Here is a 23712-nt window from a genome sequence, read left to right as displayed (position 1 = left end):
AGCCTTACCTAAGTCAATCTCCAAGCTGGGAAGCCTGGTTGTGGGCGTCCGCTCGCTGGGTCACGTCGCTCACGCCGTCTGCCACAACTCCTTCGTGTCACGGCCGTCCACGAGCGTCGTCACCACCTCGATGTCCCCGATCCGGGAGGGATCGACGCGCCGCGGGTCGTCGCCGAGGACCACCACGTCCGCCCGCTTGCCGGGGGCGAGGGTGCCGGCGCTGTCGTCCCAGTGGCACGCGTAGGCGCCGGCGACGGTGTAGGCGCGCAGGGCCTCGTCGACGGTGATGGCCTCGTCGGGGCCGATCAGCCGGCCGGACGTGGACGCCCGCTCGACCATGAACTGGACGGCACGCAGCGGGGAGCCGTCCGTGACGGGCCGGTCGGAGCTGCCGACGAGCGTCACACCGTGGTCGAGGAAGCCCCGGCCGCGGTACATCCACGGGGCTCGCCGCTCCCCCATGACGGTGGCGTAGTCGTCGCCGAAGTAGCGGAGGAAGTTGGGCTGGACGACCGCGCTGACGCCGAGCTGGGCGAAGCGCGCGAGCTGGTCGGGGCGGATGAGCCCGGCATGTTCGACGCGGTGGCGCGCGTCGGGGCGCGGCCGCAGCTTCTGTGCACGTTCCAGGGCGTCCAGGGCGAGGTCCGCGGCCCGGTCGCCGATGGCGTGGACGGCGAGCTGCCACCCCGCGAGGTGCCCGTCCACGACGAGGTCCGTGAGGCGCTCGGGGTCGTCCTGGAGCCGGCCGGTGTGGGTCATGCCCTCGTACGGCTCGGTGAGGGCGGCCGTGCGGGCCATCATGCCGCCGTCGGTGTAGATCTTGAGCGCGCCGATGGACAGCCAGTCGTCGCCGAAGCCCGTACGGAGCCCGAGGTCGAGCCCGCGGGGGATGCCGTCGTGCTCATGGGCGCCGACGGGCCGCAGGGTGTCGCCCCCCGGCATGAGCTGGATCCGCAGCGGCAGACGGCCCTGGTCCCGCAGGAGTTGGTAGGCGCCGAGCTCGACGGGGCTGTGGCCGAGCAGGCCGCTGCCGATACCGGCCTCGGCGCAGGCCGTGATGCCTTCGGCGAGGCAGGCGCGGCCGGCGTGCTCGATCGCGTCGGCGAGCTCCGCTTGCGAGTACGGCAGGCGCAGGCGGCGTACGGCACCCATCGCGGCCTCGACGAGGAGACCGTCGTCGTGGGGGACGCCGTCCGGGAGGAGGTCGAGGACGGCGCTGTTGACCACACAGGCGTGGCCGGAGTCGTGCATGAGGAACAGCCGGCGGCCGTGGCTGACGCGGTCCAGTTCGGCGGCGGTCAGGTGCCGCCCGAGGGCCCGCTGGTCGTAGCCGCCGATGTGCACCCACTCGCCGGGTGCGCGCTTGTGGGAGGCGGCCCGCTCGACGGCGTGGAGGACGTCGTCGACGCTGTGGAGGCCGGCGATGCTCGGGGAGCTCGCCTTCAGGCCCGTCCACGCCAGGTGGACGTGGCTGTCGATGAAACCGGGGAGCACGGTGGCGCCTTGGAGGTCGACGACCTCCCGGGCGGGCAGCGAGGTCACGGCCTCGTCGAGGCCCACGATGCGGCCCTGCCAGATGCCCAGGTCGCGGGCGACCGGGTGGTCCGGGTCCATGGTGAGGATGTTCGCGTTCGTCAGCCTCGTACAGAGCATCATGGCCTGTCCGTCCTTACTGGTTTCGGCGCTAACGGGGTTCGGCCATCGCGGCGCCGGCAACCCGGGCGGAACCGTCGCCGTCCTCCGGATCGTGGCGCCTGGGCGCGGCCGGCACCATCAGGGGCGTGCCGGTCTCGGGGTCGTCGATGATCCGGCAGGGCAGTCCGAACACGTCCTCGACCAGCTCGGCGGTCATGACGGTGGCCGGGTCGCCCACCGCCGCGACCGTGCCGCCCGGCCGCATCACGATGAGGTGGGTGGCGTAGCGGCACGCTTGGTTGAGGTCGTGCAGCACGGCCACGACCGTGTGCCCCTTACGGGCGTGCAACTGGGCACACAGATCAAGCACTTCGACCTGGTGGGCGATGTCGAGGAAGGTGGTGGGCTCGTCCAGGAGCAGGATGGAGGTCTGCTGGGCCAGCACCATGGAGAGCCAGACGCGCTGGCGCTGGCCGCCCGAGAGGTCGTCGACGGGCCGGGCGGCGAGTTCGAGGACGCCGGTCTGGCGCATCGCCTCGACGACGGCGGTCTCGTCCTCGGCGGACCACTGCTTGAGCATCCCCTGGTGCGGGTAGCGGCCCCGGGCCACGAGGTCGCCGACCGTGATGCCGCCGGGCGCCGTCGAGGACTGCGGGAGCAGCCCGAGCCGGCGGGCGACCTCGCGCGAGCGGTACGAGGCGATGGCCGCGCCGTCGAGATACACCTGCCCTTGCTGCGGTTTGAGCATCCGGGCGAGCGCCTTGAGGAGGGTGGACTTTCCGCAGGCGTTCGGCCCGATGATCACGGTGAAGGAGTGGTCGGGGATGTCGACGCCGAGGTGGGTGGCGACGGTCCGCCGGTCGTAGGAGAGCGTCAGGTCCTCGGCGCGCAGCCGGGGCGTCGGCGGGTTCGTTCCAGTCATGCACGGCTCTTTCGCGACTCGGTGATCAGCAGCCAGATGAGGTACAGCCCGCCGACGGTGCCGGTCGCCGTGCCCACCGGGAGCAGCGCCGGGGCGAACAGGCGCTGGGCGGCGAGGTCGCTGGCGGCCAGGAGCAGGGCGCCCATGACGGCGGCGGGCAGCAGCGCCGGGCCGGACGAACGGGTCAGCCGCCGGGCCAGCTGTGGCGCCGCCAGCGCGATGAACCAGATGGGGCCGGTCACCGCCGTGGCGAAGGCGGCGAGAGCGACGCTGATGAGGAGCAGCACCGCGCGCGTGCGCGTCACGTTGACCCCGAGGGCCATGGCGGTGATGTCGCCCATCTCCACCATGGAGAGCCGGCGGGAGAGGTGGAATGCCGGCGGGAGCAGCACGGCGACGGCGAGGAGGATGGCGTTGGCGTGCTGCCAGCCTCTGTTGCCCAGGCTTCCGATCAGCCACGCCTGGGCCTCCAGGGCCTCCTGGAAGGTCGCGCGGGTGATCAGGTAGGAGTTGACGGCGAGCAGCAGCGCGCTCACGCCGATGCCGATGACGATCAGGCGGAAGCCCTGCAGGCCGCGGCCCAGCATGAGCAGGTAGACGGCGGCGGCGGTGGCGAGGCCGCCGATCAGGGCGCCGATCGCGATCTGGGTCATGCTGCCGTGCAGCACGATGATGACGACGAGCGCCCCGACGGCCGAGCCGTTGGTGAAGCCGATGATGTCCGGACTGCCCAGCGCGTTGCCGGTCAGGCTCGTCAGGATGGCGCCGCTGACGGCGAGGGCGGCCCCGACGCAGAGCGCGGTCAGCAGGCGGGGCATGCGCAGGGTGTTGACGATGAAGTCGGCGCCGCCGGAGCCGCTGCCGAAGACGGCGTCGAGGACTTCGCCGACGGTCAGTTCGAAGTCGCCGGTGGTGAGCGTGGTGAGCATGACGGCGACGAGGACGGTGAGCAGGGCGGCCGTGACGGCCACGGCCCGGCCCTGGAGCCGTACGGACAGCGCGCCGCCCCGGGTGCGCAGCACCGTGCCGCTGATGACGCGCGGTCGGTCGGCGGACCCGCGGCCAGGGTCCGGGGAGCTCTTGGTGGTGGAGGCGTCCCTGGCTGTGGAGGCGTCCGCCTCCCGTACGTCGCTCACAGCATGACCAGCTTTCGACGGCGGCACAGCGCGAGGAACACCGGCGCCCCGAGGAACGCGGTGACGATGCCGACCTGGACCTCGCCGGGCGCGCCGAGGACCCGGCCCAGGACGTCGGCCCCGATGAGCAGGACGGGGGCGAGGAGCATCGAGTACGCCAGCACCCACCGCTGGTCGGGGCCGACGACGAACCGGGCGATGTGCGGAACGACGAGCCCGACGAAGGCGATCGGCCCGGCGGCGGCGGTCGCGGCGCCGCACAGCAGCATGACGCCGACGGCTCCCAGAACCCGGGTCCTGGTCACGTTGACCCCCAGGGCCCGGCCCATCTGGTCGCCCAGGGCCAGGGCGTTGAGCGCGGGGGCGAGCGCGAGGGCGATCAGCAGCCCCACGGCGATGAACGGCAGGATCACGTACACGACGTCGAAGTAGCGGCCGGCGAGGGAGCCGACCGTCCAGAACCGGAACTGGTCGAAGGCCTTCGGATTGAGCAGCAGGACCGCCGAGTTGAAGGCGTACAGCACGGCGGTCACCGCCGCGCCGGCGACGACGAGCCGGTCGGGGGTGGCGATGGTGCGGCCCGAGGAACCCAGCGCGTAGACGACCACGGAGGCCAGGGCCGCGCCGAGGAGGGCGAACCATACGTAGCCGAGGACGGAGCCCACGCCGAGGAAGGCGATGGCCACGACGACTCCGGCGGAGGAGCCCAGGCTGATGCCGAGGAGTCCGGGCTCCGCGAGCGGATTGCGGGTCAGGGCCTGCATCAGCGCGCCGGAGAGGCCGAGGGCCATGCCGACGAGAAGGCCGAGCAGCGTTCTGGGGACGCGGTAGTCATGGATGATGATCGAGGTCTCGGACCGGTCGGGATTCCACAGCACGCTCCAGGTGGAGGTGAAGGGGATTCCCCGGGTCCCCACCCATATGCCGAGCAGTCCGACGAGGACGAGGGCGGCCAGCACGGCCAGCAGACCCGCTCCCCGCAGGGCCGTGGTGGCCCGGCCCGGGCGCGTGTCGGCCGCGGCGGCGGCCTGGTCCTGTGCCACCGCCTGGGTTTCGACCGGCAACGACAATTCCCCCTGACGGTGACTCAGGCGTACCGCGAGCGATGTGAGACGCGGAAGAGGCTTGCAACTTAGGCGAGGCTAACCGAACGTGGATAGCCGGTCAACGCACGGTCCCGCAGCGGGAGTAGACGTCGGAACGACCGCCTCCGCGGGCCCTGCGGCGACACCGCGATCACCACACCTGATAAGAGTAGCCTTACCTAACTTTCTCAGATCTCCAGGCGGAGGACCACATGCCAGTTGGAGGACCGACCGGGGGCCACGTCCTCCGCAGAGCGATCAGGGGACAACGCCGACGGGTGGTCTCCGCGTCCCTGCTCGGCATGACCCACCAGGGGTGTGAAGCCCTGGTACCCGTGGTCATCGGCGCCGCCATCGACACGGCGGTGGCCACCGGCTCCTCGCAGGCCCTGCTGACGTGGCTCCTGGTGCTCGGGGCGCTCTTCCTCGTCCTGTCCACCTGCTACCGCACCAGCGCCCGGATCGCCGAGGGCGCGGGCGAACACGCCGCGCACCGGCTCCGGCTGGAACTCGGCGCCCGGGTGCTCGACCCGCGGGGCGGCGCCGACGCCAACAGGCTGCCGGGCGCCCTGACCAGTATCGCCACCAACGACGCCCGCCGCGTGGGCTCGGTGGCCACCGTGCTGGCGTACGGCTGCGCGGCGGTCGCCGCGCTGGTGATCAGCGCCGTCGCACTGCTGAGGATCTCCGTTCCGCTCGGACTGCTCGTCCTGCTCGGCATACCCCCGCTGCTGTGGCTCGGGCACCGCATCAGCCGGCCCCTCGAACGCCGCAGCGAGACCGAGCAGGAGAGCGCCGCCCACGCCTCCGGCGTCGCGGCCGACCTCGTCTCCGGTCTGCGCGTCCTCAAGGGCATGGGCGCCGAGGCGGCGGCCGTCAGCCGCTACCGCACGACCAGTCAGGACTCGCTCGCCGCGGCGCTACGCGCGGCCCGCAGCCGGGCCGGACACGAGGGCGCGGTCCTCGCCCTGACCGGCGTCTTCATCGCGGTCATCGGCATCGTGGGCGCCTGTCTCGCCATGGACGGCACCATCAGCGTCGGTGACCTGGTCGCCGCGGTGGGCCTCGCCCAGTTCCTCCTCGGCCCCTTCCAGCTGCTCGCCTACGTCAACGCGGAGCTCGCCCAGGGCCGCGCCTCCGCACGCCGGATCGCCGAGGTCCTGGCCTCGCCCCCGGCCGTGGAGGGCGGGCAGCAGGAGCCCTCCGGCCCCGGCGCCGGCCACATCCGGCTGCGCGGGCTGACTCTGGGCACCCTGCGCGGAGTCGACCTCGACCTCCGCCCCGGCAGCCTCACCGGCGTCGTCACCCGGGATCCGGCCGCCGCCAACGACCTGCTGCTCGCCCTCGCCAGGGAGGCGGACCCCTCCGACGGCACGGTCGAGCTCGACGGCGTACCGCTCACCGCACTCGACCCCGACGGGCTGCGTCGCTCGGTCCTGGTCGCCCACCACGACGCCGACCTGTTCGAGAGCAGCCTGCTGGAGAACGTACGGGCAGGGGCCGCCGACGCCGCCACGACAGCGGTCGACGACGCCCTGGCCGCCTCGGCGACGGACGAGGTCGCCCGGCTGCTGCCCGACGGCGCGGACACCCTGCTCGCCGAACGCGGCCGGTCCCTCTCCGGTGGACAGCGCCAGCGTGTCGCGCTCGCCCGGGCGCTCGCCGCCGATCGCCCCGTGCTCGTCCTGCACGACCCGACCACCGCCGTGGACACCGTCACCGAGTCCCGGATCGCCGCCCGGCTGCGCGAGGTCCGCCAGGGGCGGACCACGGTCCTCATCACCACCAGCCCGGCCCTCCTCGCGGTGACCGACCGGGTGGTCGTCCTCGACGAGGGAACCGTCACGGCCGACGGCCCCCACGCCGAACTCGTCGCCGCCGACGAGACGTACCGCAGGGCGGTGCTCGCATGACGGCCACGTACGAGGCCCGCACGGGAGTGACAGACACACCGGTCAAGGAAGAGCAGGAAGTGACGGAAGCGGCCATGAGCGGACCCAGCACGGACCACCCGGACCGGGCGCTCCTCCCGACCGCCGGCGGCACGGAGAGCTTCGCGGCGCTCCGCACGATCCTGCGCGGCCACCGGCTCCTGGCCGCGGCCGCCACCACCGTCCTCGTCGCCGGAACCGCGATCGGTCTGCTGACCGCTCCCCTGCTCGGCCACATCGTCGACCTGGTGGTGGAGCGGCGGGGCACCCAGGCCCTGACGCTGCCGCTGGTCCTGCTCGTCGTGGTGGCGCTGGGCCGGGGCGCCGCGGCCGCCCTCGGCAGCTCCCTCGTGGCCCGGCTCGGCGAGACCGTACTCGCCTCCGTACGCGAGCGGTTCATCGAGCGGGCCCTCGGACTGCCCCTGGAACGGGTCGAGGCGGCCGGCTCGGGAGACCTGGTCTCCCGGGTCACCAGCGATGTGTCGATGATCGCCAAATCCGTACGCCAGGCTCTGCCGGAGTTCACCCGCTCCGCGCTCACCATCGTCCTGACCCTGGCCGGACTCGCCGTCCTGGACTGGCGGTTCCTGCTGGCGGCCCTGCTGGCCATGCCCGTTCAGGCGCTGTCCGTGCGCTGGTACCTGCGCCGGGCCGCGCCCGTGTACGCCGAGCACCGCGTCGCCACCGGCGCGCTCCAGCACCAGCTCCTCGACAGCATCGGCGGGGTGCGCACCGTACGCGCCTTCCGGCTGAACGGCACGCACACCGCCCTCCTGAAGGACCGGTCGGCGTCGGCGCGCGACCTGGCGCTGCGCGGCCTGCACATCGTGACCGGGTTCTTCTCCCGGCTGAACCTGGGCGAGTTCATCGGCCTGGCCGCCATGCTCGCCACCGGCTTCTGGCTGGTCGACAACGGTTCGGTGAGCATCGGCACGGCGACGGCCGCCGCGCTGTACTTCCACAGCCTCTTCAACCCGATCAACGCCACGCTGTTCCTCATCGACGACGCCCAGTCGGCGGGCGCGAGCTTCGCCCGCCTGATCGGTGTGTCGAACCTCCCCGCGGAGCGCCTGCCGCGGGGCGGGAGCGCTCCGGTCGACGGCGCGGTGAAGGTGACCGGGCTCAGCCACGCGTACGCCGATGGCCGCCTTGTGCTCTCCGACGTCGACCTGGAGGTGCGCAGCGGGGAACGGGTGGCGCTGGTCGGCGCGAGCGGCGCGGGCAAGACCACGCTGGCCAAGGTCATCGCCGGTGTCCACGAGCCGCGCGGCGGGTCGATCGCGCTGGGCGGGGTCGACGTACGCGAGCTGGGCCCGTCGGGCGTACGGCGCGCGGTGACGCTGATCAGCCAGGAGGTGCACGTCTTCGCCGGCCCGCTGGCCGAGGACCTGCGCCTGGCGCGCCCCGGGGCCACCGACGAGGAACTGCGCGACGCCCTGGCCCATGTCGGCGCCCTGGAGTGGGCGCGGGCCCTGCCCGACGGCCTGGCCACGGTGGTGGGCGAGGGCGGCCACCGGCTGACGGTGACCCAGGCGCAGCACCTCGCCCTGGCCCGCCTGGTCCTCGCCGACCCGCCCATCGCCATCCTGGACGAGGCCACCGCCGACGCGGGCAGCGCGGGCGCGCGTGTGCTGGAGGAGGCCGCTCTGCGGGCTCTTGAGGGACGTACGGGCCTGATGGTCGCCCACCGTCTCCCGCAGGCCGCGACCGCGGACCGCGTCGTCGTCCTGGACGAGGGCCGCATCGTCGAGACCGGCACCCACGCCGAACTCGTCGCGACGGGCGGCCGGTACGCAGCGCTGTGGGCGGCCTGGTCCGACAGCCGCCAGACCACCGGCCACGCGGTGGGGTAGGCGCGAGGCGGGACCGGCCGGTTCACGAGGACCTGGGCGTCGCCGCTCAGGGCAGGGCCGCCCGCGGGGGCGGCCCTGCCATCCGGCCGCACTGCGGGCGGCCTGGTCCGACAGCCGCCAGACCATCCGCCCACGCCGCGCGGTAGAAGCCGGGCGGGACCGGCCCGCATCCGGCTGTCGAGGGGCGACACGGGGAACCGTGTCGCCCCTCGAGCCGCTGGGCGCACGAGGCCCTGGGCGACCTCGGCGACCCGACAGCCGGCGCAGGCAGCAACTCGCCTACCGGCGGCGGACGCCGGCGGACGCCCCGGCCCGGACAACCGGCGCGGGCAGCAACTCGCCTACTGGCGGCGGACGCCCGGCCCGGTCAGCCATGTCGTGGGCACACCGCACGGGATCGGGCGGCCGGTGCGCAGCGCCCCGGGCGCTGCCCGGCACCGGCGGCGCGCCCCGCGCCGCGTCGCCCGCCGCGGCGCTCCTCCAGATCCGCCCGGCCGGGCCGGCTCGCGGGGAAGCCCCGGAACACACGTCGCCGCCCGCGGAGTTCCGCGGGCGGCGACGTCGTACGGCTGCGCGTCAGCCCTGCTGGGCGGCGAGGCTCGCCGGGCGCAGGTCGGTCCAGTGTTCCTCGACGTATGCGAGGCACGCCTCGCGGGTGTCCGGGCCGGCCGCGGGCCGCCAGCCGGGCGGCACGTCGGCGAAGGCTGGCCACAGCGAGTGCTGGTTCTCGTCGTTGACCAGGACCAGGAACGTGCCCTGCGGGTCCTCGAACGGGTTGGCCGTCATGCGTTGTCACTCCTCTGGGACGGTGCGGTGAACAGCTCGGAGAGCGGCTGCTCGGGGTGGGCCACCACGGTGCGCAGCAGCTCCAGGAGTTCGTCGGCGAGCTGCCGCGCCTTGGCGGCGCCGAACAGGTCGGTCGAGTGGATCAGGCCGCAGTGCACAGGGCCCTCGCCGCGCGGCTCGTAGAAGCTGAGGGTCAGCTCCGCCCGTGCCGAGCCGGTCGGTACGGCCTCCAGCGAGCCCACGCCGCCTTCCAGCCGCTCCAGGTCGGCCTGCTCGTGGTGGATCACCATGACCTGCGGTCCCTCGGGAGGAAGGCCGGTGGCTCGGACGACCTCGTCGAAGGGGACCTCCTGCCGGTCCAGGGCGCTGAGCGTGGTCTCCCGGACCCGGGTGAGCAGTTCCGCGAAGGTCGGGTCGCCCGCCGTGTCGGTGCGCAGGACGACCGTGTTGAGGAAGCAGCCGACGAGGTCGGCGAGTTGGTCGTCGGTGCGGCCGGCGACCATCGTGCCGATGGGCAGGTCGGTGCCCGCGCCGTGGGCGGTGAGCAGGGCCGCCAGGGCCGAGTGCAGCGCCATGAACATGCTGGTTCCGGTGGCCCGGGCGAGCCGGTCCACAGCCGCGTGCAGCCCCTCGTCGAGGACGAACCCGACGTGGTCCGCGGGCCGCCGAGCCGTGTCCGGAGCGGCCCGGCGCGGGCCGTCGGCGGGGAGGGCCAGCCGGGCCGGGGCGTCCGCCAGCGTCCGCCGCCAGTAGGCGAGCTGCTGCCCGCCCCGGCTGTCCGGGTCGCCGAGGTCGCCCAGGACCTCGTGTGCCCAGCGGGTGTAGTCGGCGTACGTCACCGGCAGCGGCTCCCAGAGCGGTGCCCGGCCCTCCGTACGGGCCGCGTAGGCCGTGGTGAGGTCGCGGAAGAGCGGGACGACGGACCATTCGTCCACCGCGAGGTAGTGCATGGTCAGCAGGAGGGCCTGGGCGCCGTCCGGGGCGGTGAGCAGGCGGGCCCGCAGCGGCGCCTCGTGCTCCAGGTCGGGTGCCTGGGCGGCGAGTTCGGCGAGGCGGGCGTCCAGGCCCGCGCACTCCTCGACGGCCAGGGCCGGAGCCTGGACCGGCCGCTGGTGCACCGTGCCGTCGCGCTCGGTGAACGCCGTGCGCAGCGGTTCGTGGCGGTTCACGACGTCGGCGAGTGCGGCGGCCAGCGCGTCGGTGTCGAGTCCGCCCGGGGAGCGCAGGACCAGCGCGTGGTCGAAGCCGGGGCCGCGGCGGTACGTCTGCCACTGCCACCGCTGGCCGGGGGCGAGCGGCAGCGGGTCCCCGTGGTCCTCGTGGTCCCCGGCGGGGCGCAGCGCCACGCGGGCGGCCGCCGCCCCGTCGAGCTTGCCGGCGACACCGGCGACGGTCAGCGCGTCGAAGACGTCCCTGATGCTGAGCTCGACCCCGAACTCCGCGCGGATCCGGCCCAGGAGCCGCATGGAGGCCATCGAGTGGCCGCCGAGCGCGAAGAAGTTGTCGTGCACGCCGACGGTGTCCAGCTTGAGGATCTCGCAGAACAGGGCGGCGAGGCGGGCCTGCGTGCCGGTGGCCGGGCGGGCGTCGCCCGTCATGGCCGACCAGTCCGGCGCGGGCAGCGCCTTGCGGTCCAGCTTGCCGTTGGGGGTCAGCGGCAGCGGGCCGTCGAGCGGCACCACGAGCGCCGGGACCATGTACTCGGGCAGCTGCCCGGCGACGTGGGTGCGCAGCTCCTGCGGGTCGAGTTCGCCCGACTCCGGTACGGCGTACCCGATCAGGCGGACGATGTCGCCGTCCCGGTCGGGCAGCACGGCGGCCTGGGCGACGGAGGGGTGCCCGGCGAGCGCCGCCTCGATCTCGCCGAGTTCGATACGGAAGCCGCGGACCTTGACCTGGGTGTCGACGCGGCCGAGGAAGTCGAGGTTGCCGTCGGCGCGCCAGCGGGCGCGGTCACCGGTCCGGTACATCCGGCTGCCGGGCTTCCCGAACGGGTCGGCGACGAACCGTTCCGACGTCAGCCCCGGCCGCCCGAGGTAGCCGCGGGCGAGGCCGCGCCCGGCGACGTACAGCTCGCCGACCACACCGGGCGGGACGGGCCGCAGGTGCTCGTCGAGGACGTAGGCGCGGGTGTTGGGGTCGGGCCGGCCGATCGGCACCCGGCCGAAGGGGGTGCCGCCGTGCTCCCGTGCCGGCCAGAGCGTGGAGTTGACCGTCGCCTCGGTGAGTCCGTAGGCGCAGATCAGGTCGGCCGTGGCGCCGAACCGCTCGAAGAGGTCCGGCGGCACCGTCTCGGTGCCCACCAGGACGGTCGAGCCCTCGGGGAGCTCGCAGCCGGGCGGCAGCGCCGACACCAGCGACGGCGGCAGGATCATGTGGGTGATCCGCTGGTCGGCGAGGAAGTCGGTGAGCGCCGGTCCGGCGACCCGCGCCTCGTCGGTGATGAGGACGAGCCGGCCGCCGTGGCACAGCGCCATCGACAGCTCGAACGCGAAGACGTCGAAGCCGATGGAGGCGAACTGCAGGACCCGGCTGTCGGAGCGCAGTCCCATTCGGTCGACCGCGGTGGCGACCAGGCTGGAGATGCCCTCGTGGGGCACGATCACGCCCTTGGGGCGGCCGGTGGAGCCGGAGGTGTAGATCACGTACGCGGCCTGGTCCAGTGCGGCCGCAGCGCCGTCGACGGGCGCGTCGGACAGCGCGTCCAGGGCGCCGGCCGTCTCCGGGGCGTCGAGCAGGACCACGGGGACGCCCGCGTCGGGGATCTTCCCGGCGACCGGCTCGGTGCCGACCACGAGGGCGGCGTGCGAGTCCTCGATCATGTACGTGAGGCGGTCGGCCGGATGGACCAGGTCGAGCGGCAGGAACGCGGCACCCAGCTTGAGCGCGGCGAGCACCGTGGCGACCATGTCCACGGACCGCGGCACGGCCACGCCGACCACGCTCTCGGCGCCCACGCCGTGCGCGGCGAGCAGCCGGGCGATGCGGTTGGCACGGGCGTCGAGCCGCGCGTACGTCACGGAGCGGGCGCCGTCGACGACGGCGACGGCGTCGGGCCGCTCGGCGAGCCGCTGGGCGAACAGCGCCGGGAACGTCTTCTCCTCGACCTCCCTTGGCGTGCCGTTGAAGCCCTCGACGACCAGCTGCCGCTCGTCGGTGGTGAGGATCTCCGCCTGGGACAGGGGCCGGCCGGGGGCGGCGACGAGGGCCGCGACGAGCAGGCGGAGCCGGTCGCCGAGCCGCTCGGCGGTCTCCTGGTCGAACAGCTCGGTGGCGTACTCCAGCCGGCAGTTCAGCGAGCCGGTGGTGCCGTCGGCCGGGGTGTGCTCGGTGAAGCTGAACACGAGGTCGAACTTGGCCGAGCGGATCGTGAAGGGGACGTACTCGACTCCGAGCCCTGGCAGTTCCAGCTCGTCGCCGCCGCGGGCGTGGTAGCCGACCATCACCTGGAAGAGCGGGTTGCGGGAGAGGGAGCGCGTCGGGTTGAGCTTCTCGACGACGGACTCGAAGGGCACGTCCGCGTGGGAGAAGGCGGCGAGGTCGGTCTCGCGGACCCGGGCGAGCAGTTCGGTGAAGCTGGGGTCACCGCTGAGGTCGGTGCGGAGCACGAGCGTGTTGACGAAGAAGCCGACCAGGTCGTCCAGGGCCTCGTCGCTCCGGCCCGCGATGGGCGAGCCGAGGGGGATGTCGTGACCGGCGCCCATGCGGTGCAGCAGGGCGGCCACGGCCGCGTGCACCACCATGAACATGGAGGCTCCGGTCTCCCGGGCGAGTCGCTTGAGCCCCTCGTGGACCTCGGCGTCGAACGCCAGGTCCAGTTCGGCGCCGGTGAACGCCGGGCGGGCGGGCCTGGGCCGGTCGGTGGGCAGCTCCAGCTCCTCGGGGGCGCCGGCCAGTGCAGTGTGCCAGTACTCCAGCTGCCGGGCCGCCAGGCTCTCCGGGTCCGCCGGGTCGCCGAGCAGCCGCTGCTGCCACAGCGCGTAGTCGGCGTACTGCACGGGCAGCGGCGCCAGGTCGGGGGCCGTGCCGCCGATGCGGGCGGCGTAGGCGGCGGCCAGGTCCCGCAGGAACGGCCGGTCGGACCATTCGTCGGTGGTGATGTGGTGCAGCAGCATCACGATGACATGGTCCTCGGGCGCGAGCTCCACGATCGTGGCCCGCAGCGGGAGTTCGGCGGCGAGGTCGAAGGAGCGGTTGACGGCCGCGTCGACGATGCCGGACAGCTCGTCCTCGGTGGCCCTGACGTGCTCCACCACGGGGCGCGCCTGCTCGGCGGGCAGGACGCGCTGGAACGCCTGGCCGTCGGGCGCGGTGAAGAAGACCGTACGCAACGCCTCATGACGGGCTGTCACATCGGCGAGCGCGGTGCTCCAGGCCTCGATGTCGAGGGTGCCGCGCACCCGCATGACCAGCGGGAAGTTGTACGCGGCCGAGGTGCACTCGATCTGCTGGATGACCCACAGCCGCTGCTGGGCGTGGGACAGCGGCAGCTCCGCGGGCCGTTCCCCGGCGGTGAGTGCGGGGCGGGCGGCGCCCTGGGCGCGGGAGACCCGCTCGGCCAGCTCGGCGACGGTGGGCGCCTCGAACAGGTCCCGGATGGCGAGCTCGGCGTCGAGCGCCGTACGGGCCCGGCTGACGAGGCGGGTGGCCAGCAGCGAGTGGCCGCCGAGGTCGAAGAAGTCGCTGTCGATGCCGACGCTGCCCTCGGGCAGGCCGAGCGCCTCGGCGAAGAGGGCGCACAGCGTCTCCTCGCGCGGGGTGCGCGGCGCACGGCTGGTCCCGGCACCGGCGAGGTCCGGGGCGGGCAGGGCCTTGACGTCGAGCTTGCCGTTGACGGTCAGCGGCAGCGTTCCGACGGTGACGAGCGCGGACGGGACCATGTAGTCGGGCAGTCCGGTCTTCAGGTGGTCGCGCAGGCGCCGCGTCAGCGCCTCGCCCGGCTCGGCGCCCTCCTCCGGTACGACATAGCCGACCAGGCGCTTGGTGCCGGTGCTCTCGTTCACGACGACGGCGGCGTGCGCGACGGCCGGGTGTGCGGACAGGGCCGTGGCGATCTCGCCCAGCTCGATGCGGTAGCCGCGGATCTTCACCTGGTCGTCGGTGCGGCCGAGGAAGTCGAGCAGGCCGTCGGGGCGCTGCCGTACGAGGTCGCCGGTGCGGTACATCCGCTCTCGGGGGGCGCCGAACGGGTCGGCGACGAACCGCTCGGCGGTCAGCGCGGGCCGGTCGTGGTAGCCGCGGGCGAGGCCGGTGCCGGCGATGTACAGCTCGCCGGGGCAGCCGGGCGGGACGGGCCGGAGCATCGTGTCGAGGACGTACGCGCGGGTGTTGCGGATCGGCACGCCGACGGTGGAGGTGGCGCTGTCGGCGGTGGAGCCGCCGAGGGTGTTGATCGTGTACTCGGTCGGCCCGTACAGGTTGTATCCGTACGTGCCGTCGGTGCGGCGCAGCCGGTCCCAGACGGTGTCGGGGACGGCCTCGCCGCCCAGCAGGACCAGCGCGGGACGGTGCTTGTCGGCGGTCTCGTCCTGGTCGAGCAGGCCTTCCTCGATGAGAAGCTGGGCGTAGGTGGGCGTCACGTTGACCACGTCGACGCGGTGGCGGTCGCAGTAGGCGACGAGCGCCTCGGCGTCGCGGCGCAGTTCCTCGTCGCAGACGTGGACCTCATGGCCCTCGACGAGCCAGAGCAGCTCCTCCCAGGACATGTCGAAGGCGAAGGAGACGGTGTGCGCGATGCGCAGCCGCCGACCGCCCGCCGAGGCGATGGCCGGGTCGAAGATCTCCTTCTGGTGGTTGAGCTGCATGTTCGTCAGGCCCCGGTAGGGGGTGACGACGCCCTTGGGCCGGCCGGTCGAGCCGGAGGTGTAGATGACGTACGCGGGGTGCTCCAGGCGGTCCGGTATGTCGTGGGCGAAGGCGGGGCGCTCGGCGTCGGTGATCTCGCCGCCGGGAAGGGCGGCCAGTTCGGCGGCGACGGCCTCGTCGTCCAGGAGGAGTTCGGGCGCGGCGGGCCCGGCGTCCCCGCGCAGGGCGGGGGCGACGGCGGTGGTGGACACCAGGCACAGGGGGCCGGTGTCCTCCACCATGAGCCGCAGCCGGTCGGCGGGGTGGTCGAGGTCCAGCGGCAGGTAGGCGGCGCCGGTCCGCAGGACGGCGAAGAGTGCGGCGACCATGTCGATGGAGCGCGGCAGGGCGAGCGCGACGACCTTCTCCGGCCCGGCGCCCCGGGCGAGCAAGAGCCGGGCGAGCCGGTTGATGTGCGCGTCCAGTTCGGCGTACGTGAGGGCGCGCTCGCCGAAGACCAGCGCCACCGCGTCCGGGGTGCGGACGACCTGGGCCGCGAGCATGTCGGCGACGGTCTCGTTCGGTACCGGCTCGCGGCTGGTCGCCCAGGCGGAGACGAGAGCGGTGCGCTCGTCCGGCAGCAGCAGGTCGACGTCTGCGGTGCGGGCCGAGTCGGGGGCGTGGGCGAGGGCTTCGCCGAGCCGGTCGAGGACGGCCGTGAAACGGGCGAGGATCGTGGTCGCGTGTGTGGCGTCGAACAGGTCCGGCCTGGCCGCGAGGGTGACGCGCAGCCGGGTCTCGGGCGTGACGATCAGCGTGAGCGGGAAGTGCGTGCCGTCCACGTTGGACACGGCGGTGATGCCGTGCCGCTGCCGCAGCTCGGCGGCGCGGTCCTCGCCGTCGGCCGAGCGGAGCACGAAGAGGGTGTCGAAGAGGCGGCGGTGGCCCGTCGCCTGCTGGAGGGTGCCGAGGCCCACGTACTCGTACGGCATGACGGCGGCCCGTTCGGACTGCATCCGCCGCAGCAGGTCGAGCAGGGGCTCGTCGGGGGTGAAGGCGACCCGGGCGGGGATGGTGTTGAGGAACATGCCGATGATGCCGGCGACATCGCGCACGTCGGCGGGCCGTCCGGCGACCGCGGTGCCGAAGGCGACGTCGTCGCGGCCGGTCGTCGCCGAGAGCACCAGCGCCCACGCCGCGTTGAGGACGGTGTTCAGGGTGAGTCCGTGCCGTCGGGCGAGGGCGCGCAGCCGGTCGCTGCTCTCCTGGGTCAGTACGGCGTCGAAGTCGGCCGGGATCACCGGGCCGCTGTCGCGGCCGGACGGCGCGACCAGGGTCGGCTCGTCGTAGCCGGAGAGCGTCCGGCGCCAGGCGTCGAGGGCGGCCTCGCCGTCCTGGTCGTCCAGCCAGGCCAGGTAGTCGCGGTACGAGCCGGGGACCGGCAGTCCGGTCGTGTCGCCGGACCTCTCGTACAGCGTGAACAGCTCTTCCAGGAACAGCCACGCGGACCAGCCGTCCCACAGGATGAGGTGGTGGGTGACGACGAGGCGGTCCCTGCCGTCGCCGAGCCGGATCAGGAGCAGCCGGCACAGCGGGGGCGAGGTCAGGTCGAAGCGCTGCCGCCGGTCGGCGGCGAGCAGTTCCTCGGTCCGCTTCCGCTGCTCGTCGGCGGGCAGGCCGGAGAGGTCCGCCTCGACGAGCGGGATCTCGGCGCCGTCGGCGATGAACTGGACCGGGCGGGGCAGGCCGTCGCCGGCGAAGCCGGCCCGCAGGCTGGTGTTGCGCTCAAGCAGCGCCCGGCAGGCGGCGCGCAGCCGGCCGGCGTCGACGCGGTGGTCGAAGTCCAGGGTCTCCTGGGAGAGATAGACGTCGAGGGCGTCGCCCGCGTCGTAGGTGGCGTGGAAGTACATGCCCTCCTGGAGCGGGGAGAGCGGCCAGATGTCCGCGACGGGGAGTCCGGCGGTGGCTTCGACGCGGGCGGTCTCCTCCGCAGTGAGGTCGAGGCCGCCCAGCGGGCGGGGGGCCTGGGGTTCCTCGGGGGCGGCGGCGGTCAGCTGGTCGAGGAGGGCGCGCAGGGCGGGGTCGACGGCAGCGCCGGACTGGGCCTGCTGGGCCAGTACGGCCTGGAGGGCGGCCGCGGCCTGTCCGGCGTCGGCCGCGGAGACGGTCACCGCGTCCGTGGGCGCGGGCGTCTTGGGCGCGGGCCGCGGTGCGGGCTCGGGTGCGGCGTCCGCCGCGGCGGCGGCGAGCGCCGCCGGGGTCCGGTGTGCGAACACGTCACGCGGGCTGATGGTCAATCCAGTCTCCCGGGCCTTGGTGGCGACGGCGATCGAGGTGAGGCTGTCGCCACCGAGGACGAAGAAGTCGTCGTCGGCGCCGACCCCCTGGACGCCGAGCACCTCGGTGAATATCCGGCACAGGGCGCTCTCCCGCTCGTCGCGGGGCGCGCGCCCGCCGGCCCTGGGGGCGATCTCGGGCGCCGGCAGGGCGTTCTGGTCGAGCTTGCCGCTGGGGGTCAGCGGCAGCTCGTGCAGCGTCACCACGGCGCTGGGCACCATGGCCGCGGGCAGCGCTTCGGCGAGGGCGGCGTGCAGGGCGTCGGTGTCTGGGGCGGCGGCGCCGGGGGCCGGGACGGCGTAGCCGACGAGCGCGGCGTCGCGGACGACGACGGCGGCGCGGGCGACGCCCGGCAGGGCGGCCAGCGCGGCCTCGATCTCGCCGAGTTCGATGCGGTTGCCGCGGATCTTGACCTGGCGGTCGGTACGGCCGAGGTACTCGACGGCACCGTCGGCGCGGCGGCGCACCAGGTCGCCGGTGCGGTACATACGCCTTCCGGGCGCGCCGAACGGGTCGGCGACGAACCGCTCGGCGGTCAGCCCGGGCCGGCCGTGGTACGCCCGTGCCAGCTGGACACCGGCGAGGTACAGCTCGCCGGGGACCCCGTCGGGCACCGGGCGCAGGTACGGGTCGAGCACGTGCAGGCGGGTGTTCCAGACGGGCCGGCCGATGGGGACGGCGAGCTCGGTGCCGCCGTCGTAGGGGTGGTAGGTCACGTCCACGGCCGCCTCGGTGGGGCCGTAGAGGTTGTGCAGGGGGACGGGGCCGTGCGGGGAGCGGGAGGTCAGCTCCCACCAGCGCCGGGCCTCGGCGCCGGTGAGCGCCTCGCCGCTGCAGAACACCCGCCGCAGGCTCGCCGTCCAGTCCGGTGCGCCGGCGGCGCTCTCCATGACCTGGGTGAAGGCGGCCAGCATCGACGGGACGAAGTGCAGCGTCGTGATCCGCCGGGCGTGGATCAGCTCGGCCAGGTAGGCCGGGTCGCGGTGGCCGTCGGGGCGGGCGAGGACGACGGTCGCGCCCTGGTTGAGCGCCCAGAAGAACTCCCACACGGACACGTCGAAGCTGGAGGGCGTCTTCTGGAGCACCCGGTCGTCGGCGGTGAGCCCGTACTCCCCTTGCATCCAGGCGAGCCGGTTGACGATGGCTCGGTGGGTGACGGCGACGCCCTTGGGGCGGCCGGTGGAGCCGGAGGTGTAGATGAGGTAGGCGGGGTGGTCGGGTCCGGCGGGCCGCGCCGGGGTGTCGATGTCCTCCGCTTCCCGGTCGTCCTGATCGACGACGACGTGGTCCAGGTCCGGTACGGCGGGCAGTCGCCCGGCGGCCTCGGCGGTGGTCACGACCGTACGCGCGCCCGAGTCGCCGAGCATGAACGCGACGCGGTCGGCGGGGTAGTCCAAGTCGACGGGCAGGTAGGCGGCGCCCGCCTTCAGGACGCCGAGGAGCGCGACCATCAGCTCGGCCGAGCGGGGCACCGCGACGGCGACGTACCGCTCGGGGCCGGCCCCGCGGGCCCGCAGCCGCCGGGCCAGGGCCTCGGCGCGCCGGTCGAGTTCCGCGTATGTGAGCGTGGTGTCCTCGAAGACGACGGCCGTGGCGTGCGGGGTCCGGGCGGCCTGCGCGGCGAACAGCGAGGCGAGGGTGGCGTCGGGTACGTCGTGGGCGGTGGCGTTCCGCTCGGTGAGGTGCTCGCGCTCCCGGTCGGAGAGCAGGCCGGTGCGGGCGACCGTGCGGTCGGGCTCCGTCACCAGGGTGCGCAGCAGCGCCGTGAACCGGTGGGCGAGCACGGCCGTGGTCACCTGGTCGATGCGGGCGGCGTCGTGCTTGAACCGCAGCAGCAGGCCGTCGCCCGGTTCGACGACGAGCGCGAGGGGGTAGTGCACGGCGTCGGAGACCTCGGCGCCGGTGATACGCAGGGCGCCCGGCTCCTGGCCGGCCGACAGGTCGCCGGTCGGGTAGTTCTCGAACACCACGAGCGTGTCGAAGAGTTCACCGCCGCCCGCGGTCCGCTGGATGTCCGCGAGGCCGAGGTGCTGGTGGTCCAGGAGCGCCGTGTGCTCGTCCTGGACGCGGCGCAGCAGGTCGGTGAGGGTCTCGTCGGGGCGCAGGGTCACCCGCGCGGGGACGGTGTTGATGAACAGGCCCACGGCGGTGTCGAGGCCGGCGACCTCGGTCGTGCGGCCGGAGACGGTGGTGCCGAAGACGACGTCGCCGCTGCCGGTGAGGGCGCCGAGGAGCAGGCCCCAGGCGCCGTGGACGACTGTGCTCAGGGTGAGGCTGTGGGTCCGGGCGTAGGCGGTCAGCTCGGCGGTGAAGTCCTCGGGCAGGCGGGTGTCGACGTGCTCGGGCCTGGGCGGTGTCTGGTCGCCGTCCGTCGCCGGGGAGAGGTCGGGCAGCCGGGTCGGCCCGTCCAGACCGGCCAGGGCCTGCCGCCACGCTTCCCGGGCGGCGTCCTTGTCCCGGGCGGCGAGCCACGCCAGGTACGGCTGGGGGGCTACCGGCTCGGGCAGCGGGTCGCCCCGGTAGACGGCGGCCAGTTCGCGCAGCAGGACGGAGACCGACCAGCCGTCGGCGATGATGTGGTGCAGGGTGAGCAGGAGCCGGTGGCGCAGTCCGTCGCGGATCAGGGTGGCGCGCAGCAGCGGCGGCCGGTCCAGGTCGAACCGCTCGTCGCGGTCGGCACGCAGGAGGTCGTCGATCCCGGTCTCGGCGGTGTCGGCCTGCCGCCAGGGAAGGGTCACGTGGTCGGCGAGGCGTTGGACGACCTCTCCGCCGGGCAGCTGGCGGAAGGAGGCGCAAAGCAGGGGGTGCCGGTCCAGGAGCTGTTGCAGGGCCCGGCGCAGCCGCTCGGGGTCGACGTGGCCGTCCAGGTCGAGGAGTTCCTGCACGACGTAGAGGTCGGCGGCGTGCGCGTCGAACTCCGCGTGGAAGAAGAAGCCTTCCTGGAGCGGTGAGACGGGCAGGGCTTCCGGGTCCAGTTGGACCGGGGCCGCCGCGGCCGGGCCGGCCGTCTCGCCCGCGGCCCGGGCGAGCGCCGCCACCGTACGGAGCCGGAACACCTCGCGCGGGCTGATCGTCAGCCCGGCCTCGCGGGCCCGGTTCACCAGCTGGATGGCGACGATGCTGTCGCCGCCCAGTTCGAAGAAGCTGTCGTGGACACCGACCGACGGCAGTCCGAGAACGTCCGCGAAGAGCGCGGCGAGCCGGGTCTCCGCCGGGGTGGTGGGCGCGTCGGCCCCGCTGATCGCCGTCCACCGGGGCTCGGGCAGGGCGCGGCCGTCGAGCTTTCCGTTGGGGGTCAGCGGCAGCGGCCCGTCGAGTACGACGACGGCGGAGGGCACCATGTGGTCCGGCAGGGTGTCCGCGACCCGGCTCCGGGCGGCCGTCACGGCGGCCTCGGTGTCCGCCCGGTCCCCGACGCCGACCAGGTAGGCCACCAGGCGCTTGACGCCCCGGTGGTCCTCGCGGACGAGGACGGCGGCCTGGGCGATGCCGGGGCAGGCCATGAACGCGCTCTCGATCTCGCCCGGTTCGATCCGGTGGCCGCGGATCTTGACCTGGCCGTCGGCGCGGCCGAGGAATTCGAGGTTGCCGTCCGCTCCCCACCGGACCCGGTCTCCGGTGCGGTACATACGGGTTCCCGGCTCGCCGTACGGGTCGGCGACGAACCGCTCCGAGGTCAGGCCCGGGCGGCCCAGGTAGCCGCGGGCGAGGCCCCGCCCGGCGACGTACAGCTCGCCCTCGGCGCCGACGGGGACGGGACGCAGGGCCGTGTCGAGGACGTAGGCGCGCGTGTTGGGGTCGGGGCGGCCGATGGGGGCGGGGCCCGGCCGGCCGGGCTCGGCGAGCCACAGCGTGGAGTTGACGCTCGCTTCGGTGAGGCCGTAGGCGACGACGACCTGGACCCGCCCGGCCCAGCGGGCGATGAGCTCGCTGGGCACCGCTTCGGTGCCGACGACGAGCACGGAGCCGTCGGGCAGGTCGCATTCCTGCGGCAGCGCGGAGACGAGGGACGGCGGCAGGATCATGTGCGTGGCGCGGTGCCGGGCGATGTACTCGGTCAGGGCGGGCCCGGCGACGCGGCGCTCGGCGGGCACGACGATGATGCGGCCGCCGACGCACAGCGACATGATCAGGTCCCAGACCGTCACGTCGAAGCCCACGGAGGCGAACTGCACGACACGGCTGTCGGCGGTGATGCCGATCCGGTCGGTGGCGGTGGCGATCAGGCTGCCGACGCCGTCGTGGGGGACGACGACGCCCTTGGGGCGGCCCGTCGAGCCGGAGGTGTAGATGACGTACGCCGCCTGGTCCAGGGCGACCGGCACGCCGAGGTCGGTGTCGTCGAGCGCGGCGGCTGTGTCCGCGGTGGCCGGGTCGTCGAGCAGGAGGTGGGTGACGCCCTCGGTCCGCGGGAGGTCGCCCGCGAGCTCCCGGACGGTGATCACGGTCCGCGCCCCGGCGTCGGACAGCATGTAGGCGATCCGGTCCTGGGGGTGGTCGGCGTCCAGCGGCAGGTAGGCGGCGCCCGCCTTCATCACCGCGAGCAGCGCGACGACGAGCTCGGGCGAGCGCGGCAGGGCCACGGCGACGACGTCCTCGGCGCGTACGCCACGGGCGACGAGGAGGCGGGCGAGCCGGTTGGCGGCGGCGTTGAGCTCCCCGTACGTCATCCCCCAGCTACCGCTGGGAGGTGCCCCCACACGCTCCTCGCACACGAGCGCCACGGCGTCGGGTGAGCGGCGCACCTGCGCTTCGAAGGCGGCGGGCCAGGACAGTTCGGGCACCTCGCGCGGTGACACGCCGAACTCACCGAGCAGGCGGGCGCGTTCGGACCTTGAGGTGAGTTCGATGTGGCCGACGGGCCGGTCCGGCTCCTCGATGAAGGCGTGCAGCAGGGCCAGGAAGCGGCGTTCGTGGGCGCGCAGGGCCTCCTCGTCGCAGACGGCCGCGTCCGCGTCGAGGTGCACGACGACACCGCTGCCGCCGTGGATCTCGCCGAAGCTGAAGGCCAGGTCGCTGACGGGTCCGAGCCACTCGGGCCGCAGTTCGGTGTCGAGGTCGGCGAAGCGCAGGTCCTGGGGGCGGGGCAGGATGTTGACGGTGGGGCCGACCAGCTCCGGGACGCCGTCGACGAGTCCGAGGTCCTTGGCCAGGTCCTCGGCGCGGTAGCGGCCGTGCGCGACGGCGTCGGCGACCGCGTCGCGCACCTCGGTGACGAGGGCGGCGCCGGTCGTCCCGGGGCGGACGGTCAGGCGCAGCGGGACGATGTTGGAGACCATGCCGGGGACGGCGGCCGCGACCTCGTCCTGGCGGGCGGCGAGCGGCAGGCCGAGGACGAGGTCCTGTTCTCCGCCGGCCCGGTGGAGGTAGGCGGCGACGGCCGCGATCAGGACGCGGGAGGTCCGGGTGCCGGCCCGGTCGGCGGCGGCGCGGAGCCGGTCGGTGTCCTCGACGGAGAGTTCCACCGAGCGCCGCAGGCGCCGTGCCACGAGCGACGGGGTGCGCTCTACCAGGCGTGCGGGCTCGGTCCGGCCGGCCATGCGCTCCCGCCACCAGGTGCGGTCCGCCGCGTACTGCTCCGAGGCCCGGTACGCGAGGTCCGCCTCCACGAGCCGGGACAGGGACCAGTCCGGGCGTGCGGGGGCCTGCTCGCCCAGGGTGTAGATCTCGCCGGCCCGGCGGGTGACGAGCGCGACGCCCATGCCGTCGAGAACGATGTGGTGGTACCGCTGGTACCACCAGACACGGTCGTCCGCGAGCCGCAGCAGGGCTTGGGCGAAGAGCGGGCCGTGGGCCAGGTCGGCGGGCCGTTCCCGGTCGGCGGCCATCCAGCCGGCGGCGGCCTCCTCGGGGGACGGGGCGCCGCGCAGGTCGACGACCGGCACGTCAAAGGCGACGGGGACGGGTGTCTGGCGCGGTCCGCTCTCCCCCAGTGTGATGCGCACATGCAGGCAGTCGGCTTCCTCGACGGTCTGCCGCACGGCGGCGGCGAGCCGGTCGAGGTCGACGGCGCCGCGCAGGTCCAGGGCGAAGACGATGTTGTAGGCGGAGCTGTCCGGCTCGATCTGCTGGGCCAGCCAGATGCCGGCCTGCCCGCCGGTCATGGGTGTCCCGGGAGCGGATGTCCGGTCCGACTCGACGTCAAACATCGTACGAAATGGCCTTTCCCTGGTGGTACGCGGTGTTGAGCGGTCCGGCGCGGGGCGGACCCGGCGGTGGAGCGGACGCGTGAGGTCTTCGGGG

General features: G+C 74.1%; 8 protein-coding genes. 2 read left to right on the top strand and 6 right to left on the bottom strand.

Translation table 11 applies throughout. From position 1 onward, the window contains the following. Nucleotides 1–69: 69 nt before the first annotated feature. From ACZ7LT_RS13270 to ACZ7LT_RS13255, 4 genes are read right to left on the bottom strand one after another with little or no spacing between them, the layout of a single operon-like run. Entirely contained in the window at nt 70–1653 is a 1584-nt protein-coding gene (locus ACZ7LT_RS13270) for an amidohydrolase (RefSeq protein WP_471236352.1), read from the bottom strand. A 31-nt stretch (nt 1654–1684) separates the two neighbouring features. After that, complete coding sequence (locus ACZ7LT_RS13265; RefSeq protein ID WP_471236113.1) at nt 1685–2557, bottom strand: ABC transporter ATP-binding protein; 873 nt, start codon at nt 2555–2557, stop codon at nt 1685–1687. Then, nucleotides 2554–3693 carry a FecCD family ABC transporter permease gene (locus ACZ7LT_RS13260; RefSeq protein WP_471236112.1) on the bottom strand — a complete coding sequence of 380 codons (1140 nt, stop codon included), beginning with the start codon at nt 3691–3693 and terminating at the stop codon, nt 2554–2556. Before ACZ7LT_RS13260 ends, ACZ7LT_RS13265 begins: the two co-directional genes overlap by 4 nt. Further along, a complete protein-coding gene (locus ACZ7LT_RS13255) occupies nt 3690–4757 on the bottom strand; it encodes a FecCD family ABC transporter permease (RefSeq protein WP_471236111.1) in 1068 nt (355 codons plus the stop codon). The genes ACZ7LT_RS13260 and ACZ7LT_RS13255 overlap by 4 nt, the downstream gene beginning before the upstream one ends. Nucleotides 4758–4990: 233 nt before the next feature. Between ACZ7LT_RS13255 and ACZ7LT_RS13250 the strand changes: the two genes are divergently transcribed. Next, complete coding sequence (locus ACZ7LT_RS13250; protein WP_471236110.1) at nt 4991–6691, top strand: ABC transporter ATP-binding protein; 1701 nt, start codon at nt 4991–4993, stop codon at nt 6689–6691. 74 nt (nt 6692–6765) lie between these two features. Beyond that, nucleotides 6766–8562 (top strand): ABC transporter ATP-binding protein, encoded by a 1797-nt coding sequence (locus ACZ7LT_RS13245; protein WP_471236109.1) that lies wholly within the window; start codon nt 6766–6768, stop codon nt 8560–8562. 576 nt (nt 8563–9138) lie between these two features. Here ACZ7LT_RS13245 and ACZ7LT_RS13240 read toward each other — a convergent pair. Together ACZ7LT_RS13240 and ACZ7LT_RS13235 are read right to left on the bottom strand one after the other, a co-directional pair. Next, entirely contained in the window at nt 9139–9348 is a 210-nt protein-coding gene (locus ACZ7LT_RS13240; protein WP_471236108.1) for an MbtH family protein, read from the bottom strand. Beyond that, nucleotides 9345–23618, bottom strand: coding sequence for an amino acid adenylation domain-containing protein (locus ACZ7LT_RS13235; RefSeq protein WP_471236107.1), 14274 nt, complete (start codon nt 23616–23618; stop codon nt 9345–9347). The genes ACZ7LT_RS13240 and ACZ7LT_RS13235 overlap by 4 nt, the downstream gene beginning before the upstream one ends. Nucleotides 23619–23712: the final 94 nt, after the last annotated feature.

Source organism: Streptomyces sp. NPDC039465 (assembly GCF_055639315.1).
The sequence above is the reverse complement of the archived record's forward strand: the minus strand, read 5'-3'. Positions and strand labels throughout refer to the sequence as shown.